The organism is Hymenobacter sp. R533113, assembly GCF_056835965.1.
This window is the reverse complement of the sequence record NZ_JAKWBD010000013.1, coordinates 1,223,991-1,241,442: the sequence shown is the minus strand read 5'-3', so window position 1 is coordinate 1,241,442 and position 17,452 is coordinate 1,223,991. Positions and strand designations below refer to the sequence as shown.

Genomic DNA, 17,452 nt, shown 5'->3' with positions numbered 1-17,452 from the left:
ACCTGCTCGACCTGCCTTCCGATGAAGAAGAGGAAATAGATATTGAGGGCCTGGGCGAGGCCAACAACTACCTCTGGCTGGTGGGCTCGCACAGCCTGAAGCGCAAGCAGCCCGACCACGAGGACGAGGATGTGGCCAAGCAAATTGCCCGCCTAGCCAAAATAGAGGAAGAGTCGAACCGCTACCTCCTGGCCCGCATTCCGCTGGTGCGCAACGCCGAAACCGGCGACTTTGAGCTGCACAAAGAAGTTGCTCACCCCACCCAAACGTTGTGCGCTGCCCAGCTGCACAGCAACAACGCCAGCGTAGCCAACGACCTGTTCGACATTCTAGGCCGACGACCCGCACTTGAAGCTCTTCCTCAAGATTCCCAGCAAAGACAACGGCTTCGACGTGGAAGGTCTGGCGGCTGCGCCCGATGGCCGCCTCTTCTTGGGCTTGCGCGGACCCGTGCTCCGGGGCTGGGCCGTAGTATTGGAAGTGTTGCCCGAGGAAGATAAAAAAGGCCATTTGCGCCTAGCCAAGCTGGAAGGTGCCGAGCACAAGTACTACAAAAAACACTTCCTCTCCCTGGGTGGCATGGGCCTGCGCGAGCTGCGCCAGCGGGGGTCGGTATTCTGCTGCTGGCCGGCCCCACCATGAACCTCGACGGCACCATTGCCGTGTACTGCTGGCCCGATGCCCTGGTGCAGCCCCAGGACAGCCTCATCGGCCCCGACAAGGTGCAGCGCCTCTTCGACGTGCCGCATGGCCACGGTCCCACCTCCGGCCAGGATAAAGCCGAAGGCATGGCCGTGCTCGACGACACCCACGTACTCATCGTGTTCGACAGCCCCACCGACGACCGCAAAAAAGCCCCCCACCAGGTAGTAGCCGATTCGTTTCTGCTGCCTAAGTGAGAGGCCGTAGAGATACATAGTCGTGTCTCCATGTTGGCCGATTGGCGGTCGAGTTGTTCAAGTGTCTTGTTCTATAGTGAGACACAACTATGTGTCTCTACAGCCTCTTTTACCTCCCAACCAATGCTAGTCCGCACGCCCGAAACCACCCACCGCATTCATTTTCAGGATTGCGATATGCTGGGCCACCTCAATAACGCCCGCTACCTCGACTATTTCCTGAATGCCCGCGAGGAGCATACCATCCAGCATTATGCCCTGAACCTGGGCGAGCTGGCCCGCGAGTCGCAGGCCGGATGGGTAATCACCAAGCATCATATTGCCTACCTGCGCCCCGCCAACCATAGCGAAGTCGTGCGCATTCGCACCCAGCTTATTCATTTCGACAACTCCAACCTGGTAGTAGAGATGCAGATGCTGAGCGAGGACGGCGCCCGCCTGAAGGCGCTGCTTTGGTCGGAAATGGCCTTCGTAAACGTGCGTACCGCCACCCGCACCGACCACGCCGACGCCATGATGGATATGCTCGACGCCCTGGACATCGAGGACGTAGAATATGACCCCGATGGCTTTGATGAGCGGGTGCGCCGCTTGCGCAAGCAGTTCAAGCGCGAGCGGGGCGAAACGGAGAGCGCCGAATAACCCATTGGGGAAGAAGTGAGTATTAAGAAGTGAGAGATGAGACTTCGTTCTGGTCATGCACTATGGCTGAACAATGTCTCACCTCCCATTTCTTAACACTCACCTCTCATTTCTTAATACTCACCTCTAATTCCGATATCATGTCATTATTTGGAAGCGATAAACTAAAAGGAAAGAAAATAGCCATTGTAGCCACCGACGGCTTCGAGCAATCGGAGTTGGAAGAGCCGAAGAAGTATTTGGAAAATGAAGGCGCCGAAACCCACGTTATTTCTCTGAAAAGCGGCTCTATCAAAGGCTGGGACAAAGACGACTGGGGCGATAAAGTAAGCGTCGACAAGCTCATCGGCGACGTCCGCGTCGAAGACTATGACGCCCTGGTGCTGCCTGGGGGGCAAATTAACCCCGACAAGCTGCGCGTGGAGCAAAAGGTAGTCGACTTCGTAACCGAGTTTATGCACTCAGGCAAAGTAGTGGCCGCCATCTGCCACGGCCCCTGGGTGCTGGTAGAAACGGGCTTGCTACGCGGCAAGAAAGTAACCAGCTACCCCAGCATCAAAACCGATCTGAAAAATGCCGGCGCCCTGTGGCAAGACAGCGAAGTAGTAGTCGATAAAGGCCTCATCACCAGCCGTAATCCGGATGATATTCCGGCTTTCAATAAGAAGATTGTCGAGGAAATCCTGGAAGGCGTGCACGCTACGCGCTAATCGCAATCCGGGTTACTGACAATTGAAAAAGCCCTCCAGACTAATTCTGGGGGGCTTTTCTTGTAACCCGAAGCACCGCTTCGGTCCACTAAAGCGACTATCAGCAGCGCATTATTCTGGCCGAAGCACCGCTTCAGGTTACTGAATCAGCGCCAGCAACTCGGTGGCGAACTGATGATACACGAGATAAAAACTCACGTCAAACACCAGCAAAAAAGCCCCCTGCAACCACAATGAGCGCCCAAAGCCAAGCAGGCGCTCGGGGCGGCGGTCGGTGGAGGCGGCGCGGGCGCGGAGCCAGCTGCCCGTGGCTACGTAGGCCACATCGAGGCCGGCGTTCAAGAGCAGAATTTTCTCGAAGTTGAATTGGGCCGTGAGGCTGTCGGCTAAGGTCATACCCGCGACTTGGTTGGGATGGGCACTAAGAATGCCAAACACGGCCAGCGCAACGTTTACCAGGTTCCAGCCCACATTCATCTGATGGAAGTAGTGCGCTTCGGTGCGCTTATCGGTGCGGGCCACGAAGTAGCCGCTCACCACTAAGTTTAGCAGGGCCCACGCGCCCAGCACGCCCATGCCGCGCTCGGCCAGCAGCTCCCGGCCCCGATTGAGCAGGGGCAAGGCGTCGGTGGGGTCAGGGAGGGCGATCAGCAAGGTGGCAAGTGACATGGTAAGTGGCAGGTTGGCGACACAAAAAGGAAGCCGCAGCAGGCTTCCTTTTTGAAAAGAGTGATCAGGGCAAATTAGTTAGAAATGCCAATTCCCAGATACACCTGAAACACGCCGTTTTTCACGTTGTCGTAAGCATCGGCGCCGGCGTCTTGCGGGTCGTTGTAGATGTCGGCCAGGCCGAGGTCGTAGCGAGCACCAAGGCGGGCCGGACCCACGCGAGCCTCTACACCGCCCACTACGCCGTACTCCAGGCTGTTGAGGCCCACATCCGAAATGCTGCGTTCCCGACCAGCATACTTGGCATTTACGAGCAATGACACTTGCGGACCAACGTGAATACTGATGTTGTCGACTATGTTGTAGACAAGCAACACTGGTACTTGCAGGTAGTCGAGGCGGGTTTGTTCTTTGCTGCCGGCAGGCAGGCCGGTTATCAGGTCAAACGCTTGGGCGTCAAAGCCTTTGCGCGAAAACAAAAACTCTGGCTGAATAGAGAATTTCTCGTTGAAGGCAAACTGCGCGTACACGCCGGCGTGGTAAGACTTAAGGCTTTCCAGATCCTGATAAGCGTCTTTGTCCTGGCCGCGCAAATCGGCCAGGTTGAAGCCCGCTTTTATGCCGAAGCCATTGTTGCGCGAGTCGCTGCTGCCAACGCCATAGTCCGTAGAAGAACGTACGCCGATGGGGCCATCCTGGGCGGAAGCGGAAAAAGCGGCGGCGCAGAAAGTGAAGAGGAGAAGTAATTTTTTCATAAGACAGAACAAGTGAATCGAACGGGTAAAAATCTCTAGTTAGGTTGTAGAGAAAACGAGTTGGGAGGCGCTAGCCTGGTTTTTCACTTGCAGATTACGCGCTAGCGCAGCGGAGGTTGAAAAATTTTGTTGCCTTATCGAGTAGCACCAATAGACGAGGCGTGTATATTTGGCCCTTTCCGGCCGCCGCCAGTTGGCTTTGGGGTATTAGCTCAGTTGGTTCAGAGCACTACCTCGACAAGGTAGGGGTCACTGGTTCGAGCCCAGTATGCCCCACTTAAAGCCGAGCCCCGCTACGTGTAGCGGGGCTTTTTTGTGCCCTTTTGTGTTATCAGAAAGAACGTCATGCTAAGCAGTGCGAAGCATCTCGCGTGTTTAGTAAGATTACTAATCAACCGTCAGCACGCGAGATGCTTCGTGCCGGACGCCAGATGAGCATGACGTTCTGGTAAAGACTCTAACTATGCTTTCTATTGCCTGGGCGCCGCTGTATGCCCATCCGTTACCCGCTGGCCACCGCTTCCCGATGCTCAAGTACGAGCTGCTGCCCGAGCAGCTTCTGCGCGAGGGTACCATCACGGAAGCCAATTTATTTGCCCCCCAGCCGCCCGAAGCGGCTGATATTCTGCGCACGCATACGCCTGATTACTACCGTCGTCTGCGCCTGGGGCAGCTCACGCGCCAGGAGGAGCGGGCCACCGGCTTCCCGTGGTCGGAGCAGCTGATAGCGCGCGAAATCACGATTTTGGGTGGGACCATTGAGTGTGCTCAGCGGGCTTTGCGCCACGGCGTAGCGGCCAACATAGCCGGTGGCACCCACCACGCTTTTGCTGATCGGGGCGAAGGTTTTTGTCTGCTCAACGACCAGGCCGCGGCGGCTAATTACTTGCTAGCTACCGAAACAAGCATTAAACAAATCCTCATCGTGGATCTGGATGTGCATCAGGGCAACGGTACGGCCGCTATTTTTCGGCACGAGCCGCGGGTGTTTACCTTTAGCATGCACGGGGCCCGCAACTATCCGCACCGCAAAGAGCAATCGGACCTCGACCTGCCCCTGGCCGACCACACCGACGATGCCACATACCTGAAGTTGCTCGCCGATACGCTACCGCGCCTGCTGGATGAGGTGCGGCCCGACTTCGTTTTCTACCTCGCCGGCGTCGATGTGCTGGCTACTGATAAGCTCGGCCACCTCGCCCTCACTCGCGAAGGCTGCCGCCAGCGCGACCAGTTCGTGCTCGAACTCTGTCACCGCCACCAGCTGCCGGTAGTGGTGTGCATGGGCGGCGGCTACTCCGAGCGCATCGCCGACATCGTGGAAGCGCACGCCAATACGTTTCGGCTGATGCAGGAAGTGTATTTCTGAATCGCGGATTTTGCGGATTGGTCGGATTTCACAGATGTTGATGACTATTCTATTTGGCAAAAAAGCCCTCCAAAACTAATCTGGGGGGCTTTTTGGTGCTCAATTATCCTGCTCTGAAGCTGTTTAGTGGTCCGGTCTTTTGTCGTTTGTCATCTTAAAATGGCCGAGGTGCACCCCACCTAAGAAATCGTCACCAAAATCCGTGAAATCCTATTAATCTGCAAAATCCGCGATTCAGATAATTACCTGCCACCGAAAGGCCCAGCGCCAGCTCAGCTCATATTTCTCAATATCAGCCTGCTGAAGAATGCGCCGCCAGTCAGTTCTGGTAAACGCCCGTGCCACCGACAATGGCGCATCATTTTGCACCAAGTAAGAGCCCCGAAACAAGCGGGTAAGCCACTTAATGCTGTGGTAGGCCACCGGGTGCCGATGCAAATCGTTGATAATAACCGCCAAACCGGCTTGTTGGCGCAGCTGACGCAAGAGGCTGGCCAGCTCAGCATCGGTGAAATGATGGCAGAACAAGCTGCAGGTAATCACGTCAAAGTGCTGGGCGCGAAACTCCGGCGCGAAAATGTCCTGCTGCTGAAAGCTGATTTCGGGGTAGGCCTGGCTTTTTTCGGTGGCGTACTCCAGCATAAACGGGTTAGCATCAATGCCAACCAGCTCAACTGAGATGTGCTGACGCTTGGCCCAACGGGCAATGTAGCGCAGAGTGTCGCCGCCGCCGCTGCCCAGGTCGGCGAGGCGCATTGGGCGTCTGGGGGGCATTTTGGCGCGCAGGCGTGCTAAGGCATCTGTCACCACCCCGTAGCCGCCCAGGCGGGTATTAATGGTTTCCAGCTCATCCAGATTCTGCCGCAACGCATCGGAGGCCAGGGTCAGGTCGTCCATGAGTTCGGGCTCGGTGGCGCGCTGGCGAAGGTTCATGTGGCTGGGGGGCTTTTTGGGTGAAAAAGACGACTATATCGTCTGTCATGCTGAGCAGCGCGAAGCATCTCGCTCGCTTCGTTTGATTAGTAATTTGGCATCAGCACGCGAGATGCTTCGCTACCGCTCTGCATGACCGCCTTTTACCTTTTATGCCATAACCTCGGCCCACAAAATGCTTCAGCGCTGCTTCGTGCGTTATGTATTTTATCATAATGGATGGGGCAGTGACTATAAACACCACTCAATTGTCGTCAAAAGCCACCTTCAGCAGCATAGCCTCCAACGTGAGGCCCGGCCCGAAGGCGAAGCTCAGCACCGGCGCCCCTTTATCCGCTGCCGTGAGCGACTGCAACAGCTCATGCAGCACAAAAAGCACCGTCGCCGACGACATATTGCCGTAGTCGCGCAGCACCTGGTAGGCAAAGCGGTTGTCGTGGGTAGTTAGCCCTAGCTCCTGCTCGATGGTTTCCAGGATCTTGCGCCCGCCGGGGTGAATGGCGAAGTGCTGAATATCAGGCAGCTGAATGGGTAGGTTTTCGAGCAATCCATCCGTCAGCTCCCGAATACCTTTCTGAATGAGGCGCGGCACGTACGAGGACAGCGTCATTTCGAAGCCAAAGTCGTTGATGTGCCAGGCCATATCGGCGTGCCCGTTGGGCTCAATGCCGCAGTGGAAAGCCGCCAGCGCTAAGCTCGGTCCCTGAGCTGCCGGCACCGCCCGCACCAGCGCCGCCGCCGACCCATCCCCAAACAAGGCATTGGACACCAGGTGGTCTTCCTCCCGATTTTTCTGAAAATGAATGGTACAAAGCTCCGTGCTCACGATAAGCACATTTGCGCTGGCGTCGGCTTTGCAAAAAGCGTCGGCCAGTTTCAAGGCATTGAAGGCCGCGTAGCAACCCATAAAATTGACGCAGGTGCGCTGCACATTGGACCGCAAACCCAGCTTCTGAACCAGCTCCAGATCCAGACCCGGCGCGTACATGCCCGTGCAGCTCACTGTAATCAGGTGGGTAATGCTGGCCGGCGTCACCTCCGGTACCTGCCGCAGACAGTCCTGAACCGCCCGCACCGACAAGGGCAGCGCGCACTGCCGGTACACCGCCATGCGTTGCCCCACCGACGGAAAAGGCTCTAGATCAGGCGTATTGGGGAAGAATTCAAACTCGCCGTTGGGACGGCTATAATCAGCAAGCACTGAGTAGCGCTGGCCAATACCCGTGACGCGGTAGAGGGCGCGCAGCTTGCGCGCCTCGTGTTCATCGAGTTGCAGGGCCTCGGCCATAAAAGTGGCAATTTGGGGCTGCGGAATAACATGGGTTGGGTTGGCCGTGCCGATGGCACACAGGTAGCTGCTCATTAAGCGAAGTATACGCAAATAACTGCTCCGGCGCCGGTGCAAGTTTTTGCCTGATTAGGAGCTCAGGTAGAGAGCTTAGCTATGCTTACGTAGGAGATGAAGAATCAGGTTTTTTTGGCTTGTTTCCGTCTGCTTTCTGGCAGCAGGACTCGCCTCAGAATACCTCTCCGTGGGTTTGCCGCATAAGGGCGCGCACGGCTCCGGGCCAGTAGCGCAAGCTGCCCACCGCCGCTTCGCTCAGAAAAGGTCGGCCAAACAGCCTCTGCACGGCCCTTCCCACCCGCAAACGCCCCCCAAAGTGGTTTTGCCACGCACGACGATACGTAGCTTCTAACGCTGGTCTTGCAATACGGCCCGCCAAAAACTCGTGGACATGGGTGCTGGCGATCTGGGCTCCGTGAATGGCCATGGCCATGCCGTTACCGCAGAGCGGCGTAATCAAGCCCGCCGCGTCGCCGCACATCAGGATGTGGTTTTCCACGCAGTTTTTGGGCGCGAAGGATATCTCATTGATGACTTCCGGCTGCGGATACAGAAACTCCGCCTCGCGCAAAATGCCCCCCAGCCGCGGGTTGCGGGCCAATACCTGCTCTTCCATCGCCGGAATAGTGCCGTGGGTCTTCAGGTTCTGGCGAGTGGTAAGGTAGCAGAAGCAGTATTTATCCTCCTCAATGGCCGAAATGCCCGCGTACCCGTCGGCGAAGTTGTGCAGGGCAATCAGGTTGCGTGGAAAGTCGAGGCGCAGGTGGTATTTCACGCCCAGGTAAGGCGAGCGTTGGGTGAAAAAAGGACGTTGGAGCTGGCGGTCGAGGTTGGCGCGCTTGCCGTAGGCGCCCAGCACGGTGCGGGCCTGCAACACCCGGCCGTCGGCCAGCGTTACCTGGTGCTGGTCATCAATAAAGGTGACATCCGTTACCGTCGCTCCCTGATGAAACTCGACGCCCCGCGCTTCGGCCTGCTGAAACAGATAATAATCAAGGGTATAGCGGCTCACCCCAAAACCGCCCAGGTCGAGCGGGGCGGTGAGCGTGCGACCCGCCGGCGAGCTAAGCAAAAACTGCGTGATGGTGGCCGGCGCCAGCACCGCCGGGTCTACGCCGAGCCGCCGCAGGTAAGGCAATACCTCATTGGATATATATTCGCCGCAGACCTTATGAAACGGGTAGCGCTTGCGCTCCACCACCGCCACGCGGTGTCCCCGGCCTACTAGATCCAAAGCGGCCGTAAGACCCCCCAAACCCCCGCCAATAATGAGAACATCCAAATTTTTTTCAATTATAAAATGGTGAAAAACAGAGCGAAACCCTTTATTTATAGAAGATAAGTTATATTTTATGTATCTTGTTAAAATTGAAGGACTACCTTTGCAAACCAAATGGAGCGTCTGCCGTTAAGAAATTTAACCGATGCGCCAATCGCCTAACGGTCTGATATGATGAAAACTCTACGCTTATTATTGTGTTTCTGCGTCGGGGTGCTTGGACCGCTGGCTACCAGCGTGCCGGCCGCCAACGCCCAGCCTGCTCCTGCTAGTACCGCCAGTCGCCCAACTACGGACGAAAAAAACGTACTGGTATACCCTAACCCTAGCACCGGTATTGTACACATCGATATCAACGGCTTCAACGGTCGCAGAACGGAGCTACGTATTCTGAACGTTATCGGCTCCGTAATTTACCGCGAATCGTTGATTGAGTTTAATGGGCGTTTCACCAAAACCCTTGACCTGAGCAAGTTCGCCAGCGGCCTTTACTATGTAAAGCTCGAATCGGATAACGCCAGCCAGATGCGTAAGCTGGTAATCCGATAACTTGATTGCTTCATTGCTCATAAAAAAAGCAGTCTCGCTATGGTGAGGCTGCTTTTTTTATGAGCAATGAAACAAAAAACGGCCCTTACTAGTGCATAAGGGCCATTTTTACAACTTTAAAATCAAGAGCTGCCTAGCGATTTGGAACCCGAATCGGCTGGGGCTTCAGCATATCCTTGAGATTATCCAGAGTGTTGAGGGCGATGAGGGCAGTAGCTATCAGCAACCCTACAAAAAGAAGGAAAGACATACGAGTGGGAGTTTAGGGCGAGAGAGGAATAAAACCGGGGTCGACACGCCAACGCAACAGTACCGGTTAGTAAAGGTACTCTCTTGAACCTCAGAACCCGGCATCAGGTTTCAGCATAATTATGTGCTTTTTGATCTTTTCTAAGGATTTTGCGCAGCTAGCATCGACTCGGCCACTTTATACTGGAGCTGATCTTTAAGCAGCTGCTCTACTACGTAGCGGGCATCAGGGCCAACGCCGCCCATCAGGGCAGAGCCTCGACTGTTGAGCCACGGTAAGCCAAGGAAGGCCAGGCCCGGCGCGGCGGTAAGGCCACGGTAGTGTTTGGGGTAGCCATCAGCGTCGAAAACGGGGGCTGCAATCCAGCTGAAATCCGGGCCGAAGCCGGTGGCCCACACCACGGCTTCCAAGGGAGGCGTACTGGCGTGGTGCCCGCGCAAAATGCCCCCCGGCTCCACGCCCAGCGCCCGCCCGATGAACTGAGCATTGGAGAAAGTACGCAGTCGGGCCAGGTCGCCGCTTACAACCGGCTCGGGCTGCTGCATCATGTGCTTTCCCACTAGTGCGTGGCGCGAGGCCCGGAGCAGTCGGGTGGCGGTGAGCATTGCCCACATCAGCATGTTGTTGGGCATAGCCGGCGTGCGCTCGTCGAAGGCAGCGTACACGGGGCGGCCGGTGGTGGCTAAGTCAGCCGCAATTTGCAGGGCTGAGTTGCCACTACCAACTACCGCCACTGGGCCAGTGCCGGCCACTTGCTGCGGCTGTTGGTAGTCGCGGCTGTGGAGCTGAGTGACGCTTGGAGGAAGCTGGGGGGCAAATTCGGGCCGACGTGGCGCGTTATAGGCGCCCGTGCACACCACTACCCGCCGCGCCTGATATTGCCGCCCCGCCGTGGTGCTGATTGTATAGCCATTGGGGGCCAGCGACACGCGGGCAACGCGCTGGGAAAGATGAATAGGAAAGTGAAAATGTTCGGCGTAGGTGCTCAGGTAAGTGGCGGCTTCGTCTTTGGTGGGGTAGCGAAATTTGCCCCCCGGCCACTCCAGGCCAGGCAAGCCGCTGGCCCAGGCCGGTGAGAATAAGCGCAATGCCTCAAACCGCCCAGCCCAGACGTCGCCCACGGCGGCCCGCTCGTCCAGGATGACGAATGGTACGCCCCGGCGCTGCAAGTAGTAAGCGGCGGCTAGTCCGGCCTGTCCGGCCCCAATAATGAGGGTATCAACCGCAAAAGCGTCAGCAGAGGTCATGAAGAGTAGGGCAGGAGGTGTAAAAGCTAGCCAAATGTATTTATATGTTGCGGGCTGCTAATCAAAAAAGCCCCCCAGAAGAGACTACCTCCCGTGCTCGATTCCGATACGTAGCTGGTAGTAAGGACGAGCCACACAAATTGTTTTATAAAAGCCTTATTGAAGCAATTTTAGAGAGCTTTTGTATGCAATTCTTGCTTGAGCTCGTTTAGCTCCATCGTGAGAGCTGCTTCTAAATAGTGGCTTAGCGGGTGGTACCTGTGCTGCGCGATTTGCGTCTTTCTTCCAATCTACCTTTCTACTTTTTTCTTTCCGATGAAGCGTACTTTCTGTCGATTGCTGAGTATTAGTTTGCTAAGCTTCCTTGCTGCTTCCTGCTCCGATGAGTCTGTTTCGCCTGCCGAGGTTAGAGATAATCCCTTAGCGATGGGCAATCCCAGCGGTGCGGTTGCCGACCCGGCTTCTTATACTAATTACCTGCTGGAGAAGCCCCAGTATGCCCTGTCCTATCACCGCGACCGGGGCACACCCAACTGGGTAAGCTGGCACTTGAGTAAAGGATGGTTGGGCGATGCTCCGCGCCAAGACAACTTTGTCGCCGACAATGCCCTGCCCACCGGCTGGTTTCGGGCCACGAGCGCCAGCTATACCGGCTCAGGCTTCGACCGCGGCCACAATTGCCCTTCCGCCGACCGCACTGGCTCCGTAGCCGATAACTCGGCTACCTTCCTGATGACCAATATTATACCGCAGGCGCCTAATAACAACCAAGGCCCCTGGGCCGACCTCGAAAACTACTGCCGCACCCTCGCAGATTCGGGCAACGAACTATATATCATTTGTGGAAGCTACGGTAGAGGAGGTACTGGCTCTGATGGCGCAGCAAATACTATAGCAGAAGGTAAGATAACGGTGCCTAACCGCATATGGAAGGTGATTGTGGTACTGCCGGTTGGTAGCAACGATGTGGGCCGCGTCACGGCTGACACGCGCGTTATTGCTGTTAATACTCCCAATACTAATAACCTGAACCCCGAATGGGCCACTCATCGCACCTCCGTGGATGCCATTGAGAAAGCAACGGGCTACGACCTGCTTTCGGCGGTACCGACGTCGGTACAAGACGTTATGGAGGCCCGCGTAGATAATGGTCCTACGAACTAACAAAGCCTGCTAAATAGGCACCAATCGACCGCTTAGTGGAACCGTCATTTTTCGCCAGCTACTGTTAAGTATACATTAAAGATTCGTTAATTCTATCTAAGAATTTTTATATCACAACCAAGGCATTACTTTTGCACTGAGTGATACGAGTGAATGTGAAAGGAAATAGAAAGCCGCGCTGCAACGCGGCTTTCTGCTTTTCTATTCTAGTTATAATGCACTAGTACGCAGAAAGTAATAGTTTAGTAACAGCGGCATAATCTAGGGCTAATCTAATTTCCCGAAGTTTGGCTAACTGGGTAGTTAGCGTACTAATATGGTGCGAAAGTACCCGGTACTATGCTAGCCGATGGGTCTACTATTCGATACCAATTCTCTATTTTCTGGTGGTTATCTGGGGCGCTCCCGGCACTTGCTGCGGCCGCTATTTCATCAGTTTGCCCACGTTCGGGAGTTCCAGGAGTTTTATGAGCAAAGCAGCCACTTACCAGGCCCTGCTTTCGTGGCTGAGCTGCTGCGCCAGCTCCAGATTACGATCAGCTATGACCCGGCCGAATTGCGGCGCTTGCCCGCTACGGGGGCGTTCGTTGCGGTCGCCAATCATCCCAGCGGCCTGCTCGATGGGCTAGTGCTCCTGCACCTGCTCGGGCAGCACCGCCCCGAGCTGCGCGTGGTAGCAAATGAGCTGTTGTCTCCATTGTTACCGCACATCAATGATCAGCTGGTGCTGGTAAATGCCAACCGGCCGACTGGGGGGCAAAATGCGTCCGGCCTGCGTCAGATGCTACGTTATCTGCACAATGATGTGCCGTTGGCTTTGTTTCCGGCCGGTGAGGTAGCCCACCGCACGGCTCCGTTTCGCCCCAGCCTCGACCCCGACTGGCATCCCACGGCCGGTAAGCTGCTCGCTGCGGCTCGGGTGCCGGTGGTGCCTGTGTGGCTTAGTGGCCATAGCAGTGCTGTTTTCAGCTGGCTGGGCCTGGTGCAGCCGTGGCTGCGTACGATGCGCTTGCCAGCCGAGCTGCTCAATAAGCGCGGCCAAACTATTCGGGTGCGTATCGGGCAACCCATTGGCCCCCAGGAACTAGCTTGTTTGCCCCCCGACCAGCGCCTGCCTTGTCTGCGGGCCCGGGTGTATGCCCTGGGCTCCCCCGCCGAGGCGCCCGCTGTTACCTGGCCTCGCCTACCACCCCAGGCCATTGTTGCCGAAACTGCCGCCGACCTTATCGAAGCAGATTTAGCTGCTTTGCGCCCTGCGCGCTGCCTGCTGGTGCACGGGCCCTGGGAAGTGTACGTGGCGCGCAAAGCGGAGCTGCCGCACGTGCTGCCCGAAATCGGGCGGCTACGCGAGCTGACTTTTCGGCGGGTAGGGGAGGGCACCCACCAGCCCACCGATCTGGATGCCTACGACGAGTATTACCGCCACCTGTTTCTCTACCATCGAGATGACCGCCGCCTGGTCGGCGCTTATCGGGTAGGGAAGGGGCGCGCCATCCTGCGCCAGCACGGCAAACGCGGCTTATATCTGCACTCGCTGTTTCGGATGAAAAAGGAGCTGCTGCCGCTGCTGCGTGAATCCCTGGAGCTGGGCCGCTCCTTTATTCGGGCAGAATACCAGCGTCAGCCACTACCCCTAGCCTTGCTGTGGAAAGGAATTGCTGAATACGTGGCCAATCATCCCGAGTGCCGCTATCTGATTGGTCCCGTGAGCATTAGCAACACCTGCTCGGCTGCTTCCAAAGCAGCTATGGTCGACTACCTTACCCAGCACTTTCTAGCTACGGAATATGCCCAATGGGTGCGGCCGCGCAAAGCCTACCGCTACCGCCCGCTCGATGCCGGTGAGGCGCCGGCTGCCCTGCAAGCTGGCCTGGCCAGCCTCCGAGACCTACAAAACCTGATTACCCAATTGGAACCCGGTGGAATGGGCGTGCCAGTGCTGCTACGTCAGTATTTAAAGCAAAATGCTCGGCTTCTAGGCTTCAACATAGACCCCAAGTTTGCTAATGCCCTCGACGGCTTTCTGCTGCTTAAGGCCCGCGATTTACCCCTGCGCACCCTCCGCCTCCTCGACCGCGCCACTTCCGGCGGGAGCTGAAGCTATACTTCAAAAAAGCCCCCCAGAAACTATCTGGGGGGCTTTTTTGATTGTACTGAGTGCGCAGTCTGTGCTACCACCCATCATTGTCATTCGTTGGCAGGCCTACTTCGCCGTCTTCTACCACGGGCTGGCTGTTCATGTACGAGCGGAAAGCAGAAGCTACGTCGCTGGCTACCGCGGTGGCCTGGGCAGTTACACGTCGGTCGTTGCGCGTGCGGGCGTTGGTGCGCTCCTGGCTAAGCTGATGAATGTATTCATCCAGGGCAACCGTGACAGCAGGCTGCTTCGGATCTGGCACCACCCGAAATGTACCCACCGTGTACGTGTAGCCTTGCTCGGTAACGCTAAAAGTAAAGTCGAATCGTAGGGCACGTTCTTGCTCCGGACCCGAGGCCGAGGCCGCTATCGTCTTGATCTTGCTGGTACCCGTGAGTTGAATCTGATGAGTCTCTTTGTTGTTTTTTAGATCGGCTTTAGGAGTATAGGAGAACGGCCCTTCAACCCAAGACAATGCCCGTTGATACAGTGCAGTCGGGTGGCTGTTCTCGACGGTTACCTTCTCGCTGTACTCGACAGCGGCTGGGGTTTGAGCCTGGGTGATGGCAGCAAAAAAAGGAAGGACGGCTAGTAAAACAGTAGTAATACTTTTTTTCATAGCTAAACAACGAGGATGATGACAGGAAGCCCAAGGAATGGCCCGCAAAGATACCTTCCCAAAGGCTTGCACATTACCGTGAGTATTAGGAATATGTTATGATATAACTGCCACGTAGTGGGGTGTGCCGATTGGATGAAGACCAGTTCACCTTCCAAACACCAGCCCAACTTTTTACTTCCTATACTATTAATGTATAGGAGCAAATATACGATAAAGTCTTTAATTGTATTATTCCTGTAAGTTGCCCAGTTATCTTACTCTCATGCTTCTTAACAAGCGGGAATAAAGAGCTAAAGATAGCGGGTTCGGTTAGACAGTGAAAGAGAAGATTCTGGCTTTGTAAAAATTTATTTTTCAGATAGTTGCATAATTTTGGCGTAGTCATATGCCTATCCTTTTTATTGAGGCTTTTCGTAAGTACGTAACATTGCGGTAACATAAAATTAATGTGGCTTCCATTTGCTACTTGAAAAACATTAGTACTTTTGCGTCGTGCTCCACCCAAAGACCAACATCTGATGAAGCGCAGAACGCCCCATAGCGCCGTTCTGCGAGAGGACCGGAAGGTCTTTTCTCCCGTTGGTTTTTCCGTTTTTCCTGTTTTTACCCCGTTTGCCGCTCCGGTTTCCGAAGCGGTTTTTTTATGTCCGCACGAGTCGGCGGACAGCGGGAGTACTGTGCATTCAACTCTTCACTCATAACCACTTCAATCTTCACGTCAACATGCAAGACAACCTCACTCTCGCCCCGCAAGCCGTTGCTTTCGCTGCTACCCGCAATGTGAATCTGAGCACGGACCCCAAGCGCATGGCCATCATCAAAGTATGGGATGCTATGTTTCGCGGCGCCCGCAAGTACGTGGAGTCGGAAGGCTTTATGGCCGTTCATAACATGCCCCACATCGTGGGAGTAACCGGTGCCTGCGAGAACACCGACACGCTGTTCACCATCGACTGGTACGACGGCAAAAAAATGTTCCTGCCCCAGTCCAACCAGTTGTACATCGAAATGCTGACCCAGAAAGTGGAAAGCGGCCGCGTGTACGGTGAAATTCAGAGCTTCCGCAAAGAAATGAAGGCCGACGGCCGCCGCCTGGCGCAGTTCAGCCTGTTTGAAATTGAGCACATCGGTGACCTCGACGAGCTACTCGGTCATTTGTCTGGCATCGTGGCCGGGGCCGCCCGTCAAGTATCGCAGGACTGCGCTAAGGAGCTGGAGTTGTTCGGCCGCAATCCCGCTGACCTGAGCAACCTGACCTTCAAGCGCATGACCTACGCCGACTCGGTAGAGCTGCTCAAAACCAACGGCTTTCCCGACCTACAGTGGGGCGACGACCTGGGTGCTGAGGAGGAGAACCGCCTGACCGAGCTGATGGGCCCCATGTTCGTAACGCACTACCCCGCCGACATCAAGTTCTTCAACATGCGCAACAACGATGACGACCCCCGCGTGGTAAACTCGTCGGACCTGCTGTTGCCCCTGGCTGGCGAAAGCGCCGGCTCGGCCGAGCGGGAGTTCGATGCTGCTAAGCTGCGCCACAAGCTCGAAACGTCTTCGATGCTGGAAGGCTTGATCCGTCAGGGCATGAAGCTGTCGGACTTCGACTGGTACCTCGACTTCCACAAAGAAAACGAAGTGAAGCTGCACTCCGGTGCTGGCGTAGGCATGGCCCGCGTAGCGCAGTTCATCCTCGGCCAAGAAGACATCCGCGAGTGTGTTCCCTTCCTGATCAACCGCGACAACGTAATCTAACCAGCTGACACACAAAGCGCCCGGTGATGAGCCGGGCGCTTTGCTTTTAGGGCGTAACCTCACCCCCTAGCCCCCTCTCAAAAGAGAGGGGGAACTAGCTTTTAGTTTTTATAGAAAGTTAGAAACTAGTCCCCCCTCTCTTTTGGAGAGGGGGCTAGGGGTGAGGTCAATCGTCGGACTATCGTATAAAAATCAAAATCATGCAGTTAGGCGCATTCACACTTCAAAACCCTATCTGCCTGGCCGCGGCCTCCTGGCATCTGGATGGGCCGGGCTACGAGCGACTGGGGGCCATTTTTACCCGCACCGTGACCATGGAGCCCAAGCCGGGGCTGTATGAGCAGGGCATCTGGCAGGTAGCCGACCAAACCCTGCTCAACGCCACCAACATGCGCACCGAAAACGCGGAGATTCTGGTGCATGAGCACTTGCCTAATTTGCTGCGCTACGGCGTGCCGGTGCTGGTAAGTATCACGGCCCCAGGTATTCCAGGCTTCCGCAAAATCGCCCGTTTCCTGAAGCGTGAAGCTGGGGGGCAAATTGCGGGCGTGGAAGTCTACATCACCTGTTCCGATACGGCCAAGGGCGCCGAGATTACCCCCAAGTTTGTGCGCGACGCCACCGAGGCCGTACGCAACGAGCTGGGCCCGGATGCCATCGTAGTCGTGAAGCTCCCGCCTTGGCCGGATCTTATTCGGGGTTTGGCGCTGGGCGCGCAGGAAGGCGGCGCAGCGGGGCTGGCGGCTTGTAATACGCTGAAGGGATTACACTTACCCGATGATGCTACGGCGGAGCCGGTAATAGGCGGCTTGTCGGGGGAGGCGCTGCGGCCGGTGGCGCTGCGCTGCGTGTACGAGCTGGCCCACGATGCCCGCATCAAGCTGCCGATTTTTGGTACGGGGGGCATTTTTACGAGCAACCACGTCACCGATTACCTGCGCGTGGGTGCCAATGCCGTGCAAATTGGCAGCGGCGAATGGCTGGAACCCGGCCTCACCGCCCGCCTGGCCGAAGAATGTGCGAGTGTAACGCGAAGCGGTGCTTCGCTCGTCGAACGAGACGGTGGGGGGCTTTTTTAACCGTTGCAACGCAGGGCGAAGTACCGCTTCGCGTTACATCCAACCACCTGT

The 17,452-nt window shown here is 56.1% G+C and carries 16 protein-coding genes, 1 tRNA gene and 1 pseudogene; 11 read left to right on the top strand and 7 right to left on the bottom strand.

The features are described from left to right. The first annotated feature begins 2 nt into the window (after window positions 1-2). The 4 genes and pseudogenes from MKZ35_RS14645 to MKZ35_RS14630 all read left to right on the top strand — a co-directional run bounded on the left by MKZ35_RS14645 (window position 3) and on the right by MKZ35_RS14630 (window position 2,251). The gene (locus tag MKZ35_RS14645) at window positions 3-500 is read left to right on the top strand and encodes a DUF3616 domain-containing protein (RefSeq protein ID WP_482514759.1); all 498 of its coding nucleotides are present in this window, start codon (window positions 3-5) and stop codon (window positions 498-500) included. Next, window positions 394-899, top strand: a pseudogene (locus tag MKZ35_RS14640) (DUF3616 domain-containing protein). The gene MKZ35_RS14645 and the pseudogene MKZ35_RS14640 overlap by 107 nt, the downstream one beginning before the upstream one ends. A 123-nt stretch (window positions 900-1,022) precedes the next feature. Further along, window positions 1,023-1,541 carry an acyl-CoA thioesterase gene (locus tag MKZ35_RS14635; RefSeq protein WP_482513969.1) on the top strand — a complete coding sequence of 173 codons (519 nt, stop codon included), beginning with the start codon at window positions 1,023-1,025 and terminating at the stop codon, window positions 1,539-1,541. A gap of 140 nt (window positions 1,542-1,681) precedes the next feature. Beyond that, window positions 1,682-2,251: a type 1 glutamine amidotransferase domain-containing protein gene (locus MKZ35_RS14630; protein ID WP_482513968.1), complete on the top strand. Its 570-nt coding sequence runs from the start codon at window positions 1,682-1,684 to the stop codon at window positions 2,249-2,251. A 138-nt stretch (window positions 2,252-2,389) separates the two neighbouring features. Here the strand turns inward: MKZ35_RS14630 and MKZ35_RS14625 are convergent, their stop codons facing one another. Together MKZ35_RS14625 and MKZ35_RS14620 are read right to left on the bottom strand one after the other, a co-directional pair. Beyond that, complete coding sequence (locus tag MKZ35_RS14625) at window positions 2,390-2,920, bottom strand: DUF6992 family protein (protein WP_482513967.1); 531 nt, start codon at window positions 2,918-2,920, stop codon at window positions 2,390-2,392. Between the two features lie 74 nt (window positions 2,921-2,994). After that, on the bottom strand, window positions 2,995-3,675 hold the full coding sequence (locus tag MKZ35_RS14620) for a porin family protein (protein WP_482513966.1): 681 nt from the start codon (window positions 3,673-3,675) through the stop codon (window positions 2,995-2,997). Between the two features lie 201 nt (window positions 3,676-3,876). Here MKZ35_RS14620 and MKZ35_RS14615 point away from each other — a divergent pair. Beyond that, a tRNA-Val gene (locus MKZ35_RS14615) sits at window positions 3,877-3,951 on the top strand. A gap of 187 nt (window positions 3,952-4,138) precedes the next feature. Then, the gene (locus MKZ35_RS14610; RefSeq protein ID WP_482513965.1) at window positions 4,139-5,044 is read left to right on the top strand and encodes a histone deacetylase family protein; all 906 of its coding nucleotides are present in this window, start codon (window positions 4,139-4,141) and stop codon (window positions 5,042-5,044) included. Window positions 5,045-5,278: 234 nt separating this feature from the next. Here MKZ35_RS14610 and MKZ35_RS14605 read toward each other — a convergent pair whose 3' ends face one another. From MKZ35_RS14605 to MKZ35_RS14595, 3 genes are all read right to left on the bottom strand, one after another. Then, a complete protein-coding gene (locus MKZ35_RS14605; protein ID WP_482513964.1) occupies window positions 5,279-5,977 on the bottom strand; it encodes a methyltransferase domain-containing protein in 699 nt (232 codons plus the stop codon). Between the two features lie 244 nt (window positions 5,978-6,221). Further along, window positions 6,222-7,340 carry a type III polyketide synthase gene (locus tag MKZ35_RS14600; protein ID WP_482513963.1) on the bottom strand — a complete coding sequence of 373 codons (1,119 nt, stop codon included), beginning with the start codon at window positions 7,338-7,340 and terminating at the stop codon, window positions 6,222-6,224. Window positions 7,341-7,494: 154 nt separating this feature from the next. Beyond that, window positions 7,495-8,604: an NAD(P)/FAD-dependent oxidoreductase gene (locus MKZ35_RS14595; protein WP_482513962.1), complete on the bottom strand. Its 1,110-nt coding sequence runs from the start codon at window positions 8,602-8,604 to the stop codon at window positions 7,495-7,497. Window positions 8,605-8,772: 168 nt separating this feature from the next. Between MKZ35_RS14595 and MKZ35_RS14590 the strand changes: the two genes are divergently transcribed. Beyond that, window positions 8,773-9,150, top strand: coding sequence for a T9SS type A sorting domain-containing protein (locus MKZ35_RS14590; RefSeq protein ID WP_482513961.1), 378 nt, complete (start codon window positions 8,773-8,775; stop codon window positions 9,148-9,150). Window positions 9,151-9,540: 390 nt separating this feature from the next. On the opposite strand, the gene MKZ35_RS14585 is transcribed toward MKZ35_RS14590, so the two are convergent. Continuing rightward, window positions 9,541-10,647 (bottom strand): flavin-containing monooxygenase, encoded by a 1,107-nt coding sequence (locus tag MKZ35_RS14585; RefSeq protein WP_482513960.1) that lies wholly within the window; start codon window positions 10,645-10,647, stop codon window positions 9,541-9,543. A gap of 351 nt (window positions 10,648-10,998) precedes the next feature. Between MKZ35_RS14585 and MKZ35_RS14580 the strand changes: the two genes are divergently transcribed. Continuing rightward, the gene (locus tag MKZ35_RS14580) at window positions 10,999-11,811 is read left to right on the top strand and encodes a DNA/RNA non-specific endonuclease (protein WP_482513959.1); all 813 of its coding nucleotides are present in this window, start codon (window positions 10,999-11,001) and stop codon (window positions 11,809-11,811) included. Window positions 11,812-12,160: 349 nt separating this feature from the next. Beyond that, a complete protein-coding gene (locus tag MKZ35_RS14575; RefSeq protein ID WP_482513958.1) occupies window positions 12,161-13,909 on the top strand; it encodes a lysophospholipid acyltransferase family protein in 1,749 nt (582 codons plus the stop codon). A 73-nt stretch (window positions 13,910-13,982) separates the two neighbouring features. On the opposite strand, the gene MKZ35_RS14570 is transcribed toward MKZ35_RS14575, so the two are convergent. Then, complete coding sequence (locus MKZ35_RS14570; RefSeq protein ID WP_482513957.1) at window positions 13,983-14,567, bottom strand: DUF4468 domain-containing protein; 585 nt, start codon at window positions 14,565-14,567, stop codon at window positions 13,983-13,985. A 726-nt stretch (window positions 14,568-15,293) separates the two neighbouring features. On the opposite strand from MKZ35_RS14570, the gene MKZ35_RS14565 reads away from it, so the two are divergent. Continuing rightward, on the top strand, window positions 15,294-16,322 hold the full coding sequence (locus MKZ35_RS14565; RefSeq protein WP_482513956.1) for an amino acid--tRNA ligase-related protein: 1,029 nt from the start codon (window positions 15,294-15,296) through the stop codon (window positions 16,320-16,322). Window positions 16,323-16,522: 200 nt separating this feature from the next. Beyond that, on the top strand, window positions 16,523-17,401 hold the full coding sequence (locus tag MKZ35_RS14560; RefSeq protein ID WP_482513955.1) for a dihydroorotate dehydrogenase: 879 nt from the start codon (window positions 16,523-16,525) through the stop codon (window positions 17,399-17,401). The last annotated feature ends 51 nt before the right edge of the window (window positions 17,402-17,452 follow it).

Excerpts from the sequence above, each read along its gene's own strand:
- MKZ35_RS14575 (WP_482513958.1), top strand. The coding sequence starts at position 12,161 with ATGGGTCTACTATTCGATACCAATTCTCTATTTTCTGGTGGTTATCTG.
- MKZ35_RS14590 (WP_482513961.1), top strand. The coding sequence starts at position 8,773 with ATGATGAAAACTCTACGCTTATTATTGTGTTTCTGCGTCGGGGTGCTT.
- MKZ35_RS14585 (WP_482513960.1), bottom strand. The coding sequence starts at position 10,647 with ATGACCTCTGCTGACGCTTTTGCGGTTGATACCCTCATTATTGGGGCC.
- MKZ35_RS14630 (WP_482513968.1), top strand. The coding sequence starts at position 1,682 with ATGTCATTATTTGGAAGCGATAAACTAAAAGGAAAGAAAATAGCCATT.
- MKZ35_RS14605 (WP_482513964.1), bottom strand. The coding sequence starts at position 5,977 with ATGAACCTTCGCCAGCGCGCCACCGAGCCCGAACTCATGGACGACCTG.
- MKZ35_RS14610 (WP_482513965.1), top strand. The coding sequence starts at position 4,139 with ATGCTTTCTATTGCCTGGGCGCCGCTGTATGCCCATCCGTTACCCGCT.
- MKZ35_RS14600 (WP_482513963.1), bottom strand. The coding sequence starts at position 7,340 with ATGAGCAGCTACCTGTGTGCCATCGGCACGGCCAACCCAACCCATGTT.
- MKZ35_RS14565 (WP_482513956.1), top strand. The coding sequence starts at position 15,294 with ATGCAAGACAACCTCACTCTCGCCCCGCAAGCCGTTGCTTTCGCTGCT.
- MKZ35_RS14635 (WP_482513969.1), top strand. The coding sequence starts at position 1,023 with ATGCTAGTCCGCACGCCCGAAACCACCCACCGCATTCATTTTCAGGAT.
- MKZ35_RS14620 (WP_482513966.1), bottom strand. The coding sequence starts at position 3,675 with ATGAAAAAATTACTTCTCCTCTTCACTTTCTGCGCCGCCGCTTTTTCC.
- MKZ35_RS14560 (WP_482513955.1), top strand. The coding sequence starts at position 16,523 with ATGCAGTTAGGCGCATTCACACTTCAAAACCCTATCTGCCTGGCCGCG.
- MKZ35_RS14570 (WP_482513957.1), bottom strand. The coding sequence starts at position 14,567 with ATGAAAAAAAGTATTACTACTGTTTTACTAGCCGTCCTTCCTTTTTTT.
- MKZ35_RS14625 (WP_482513967.1), bottom strand. The coding sequence starts at position 2,920 with ATGTCACTTGCCACCTTGCTGATCGCCCTCCCTGACCCCACCGACGCC.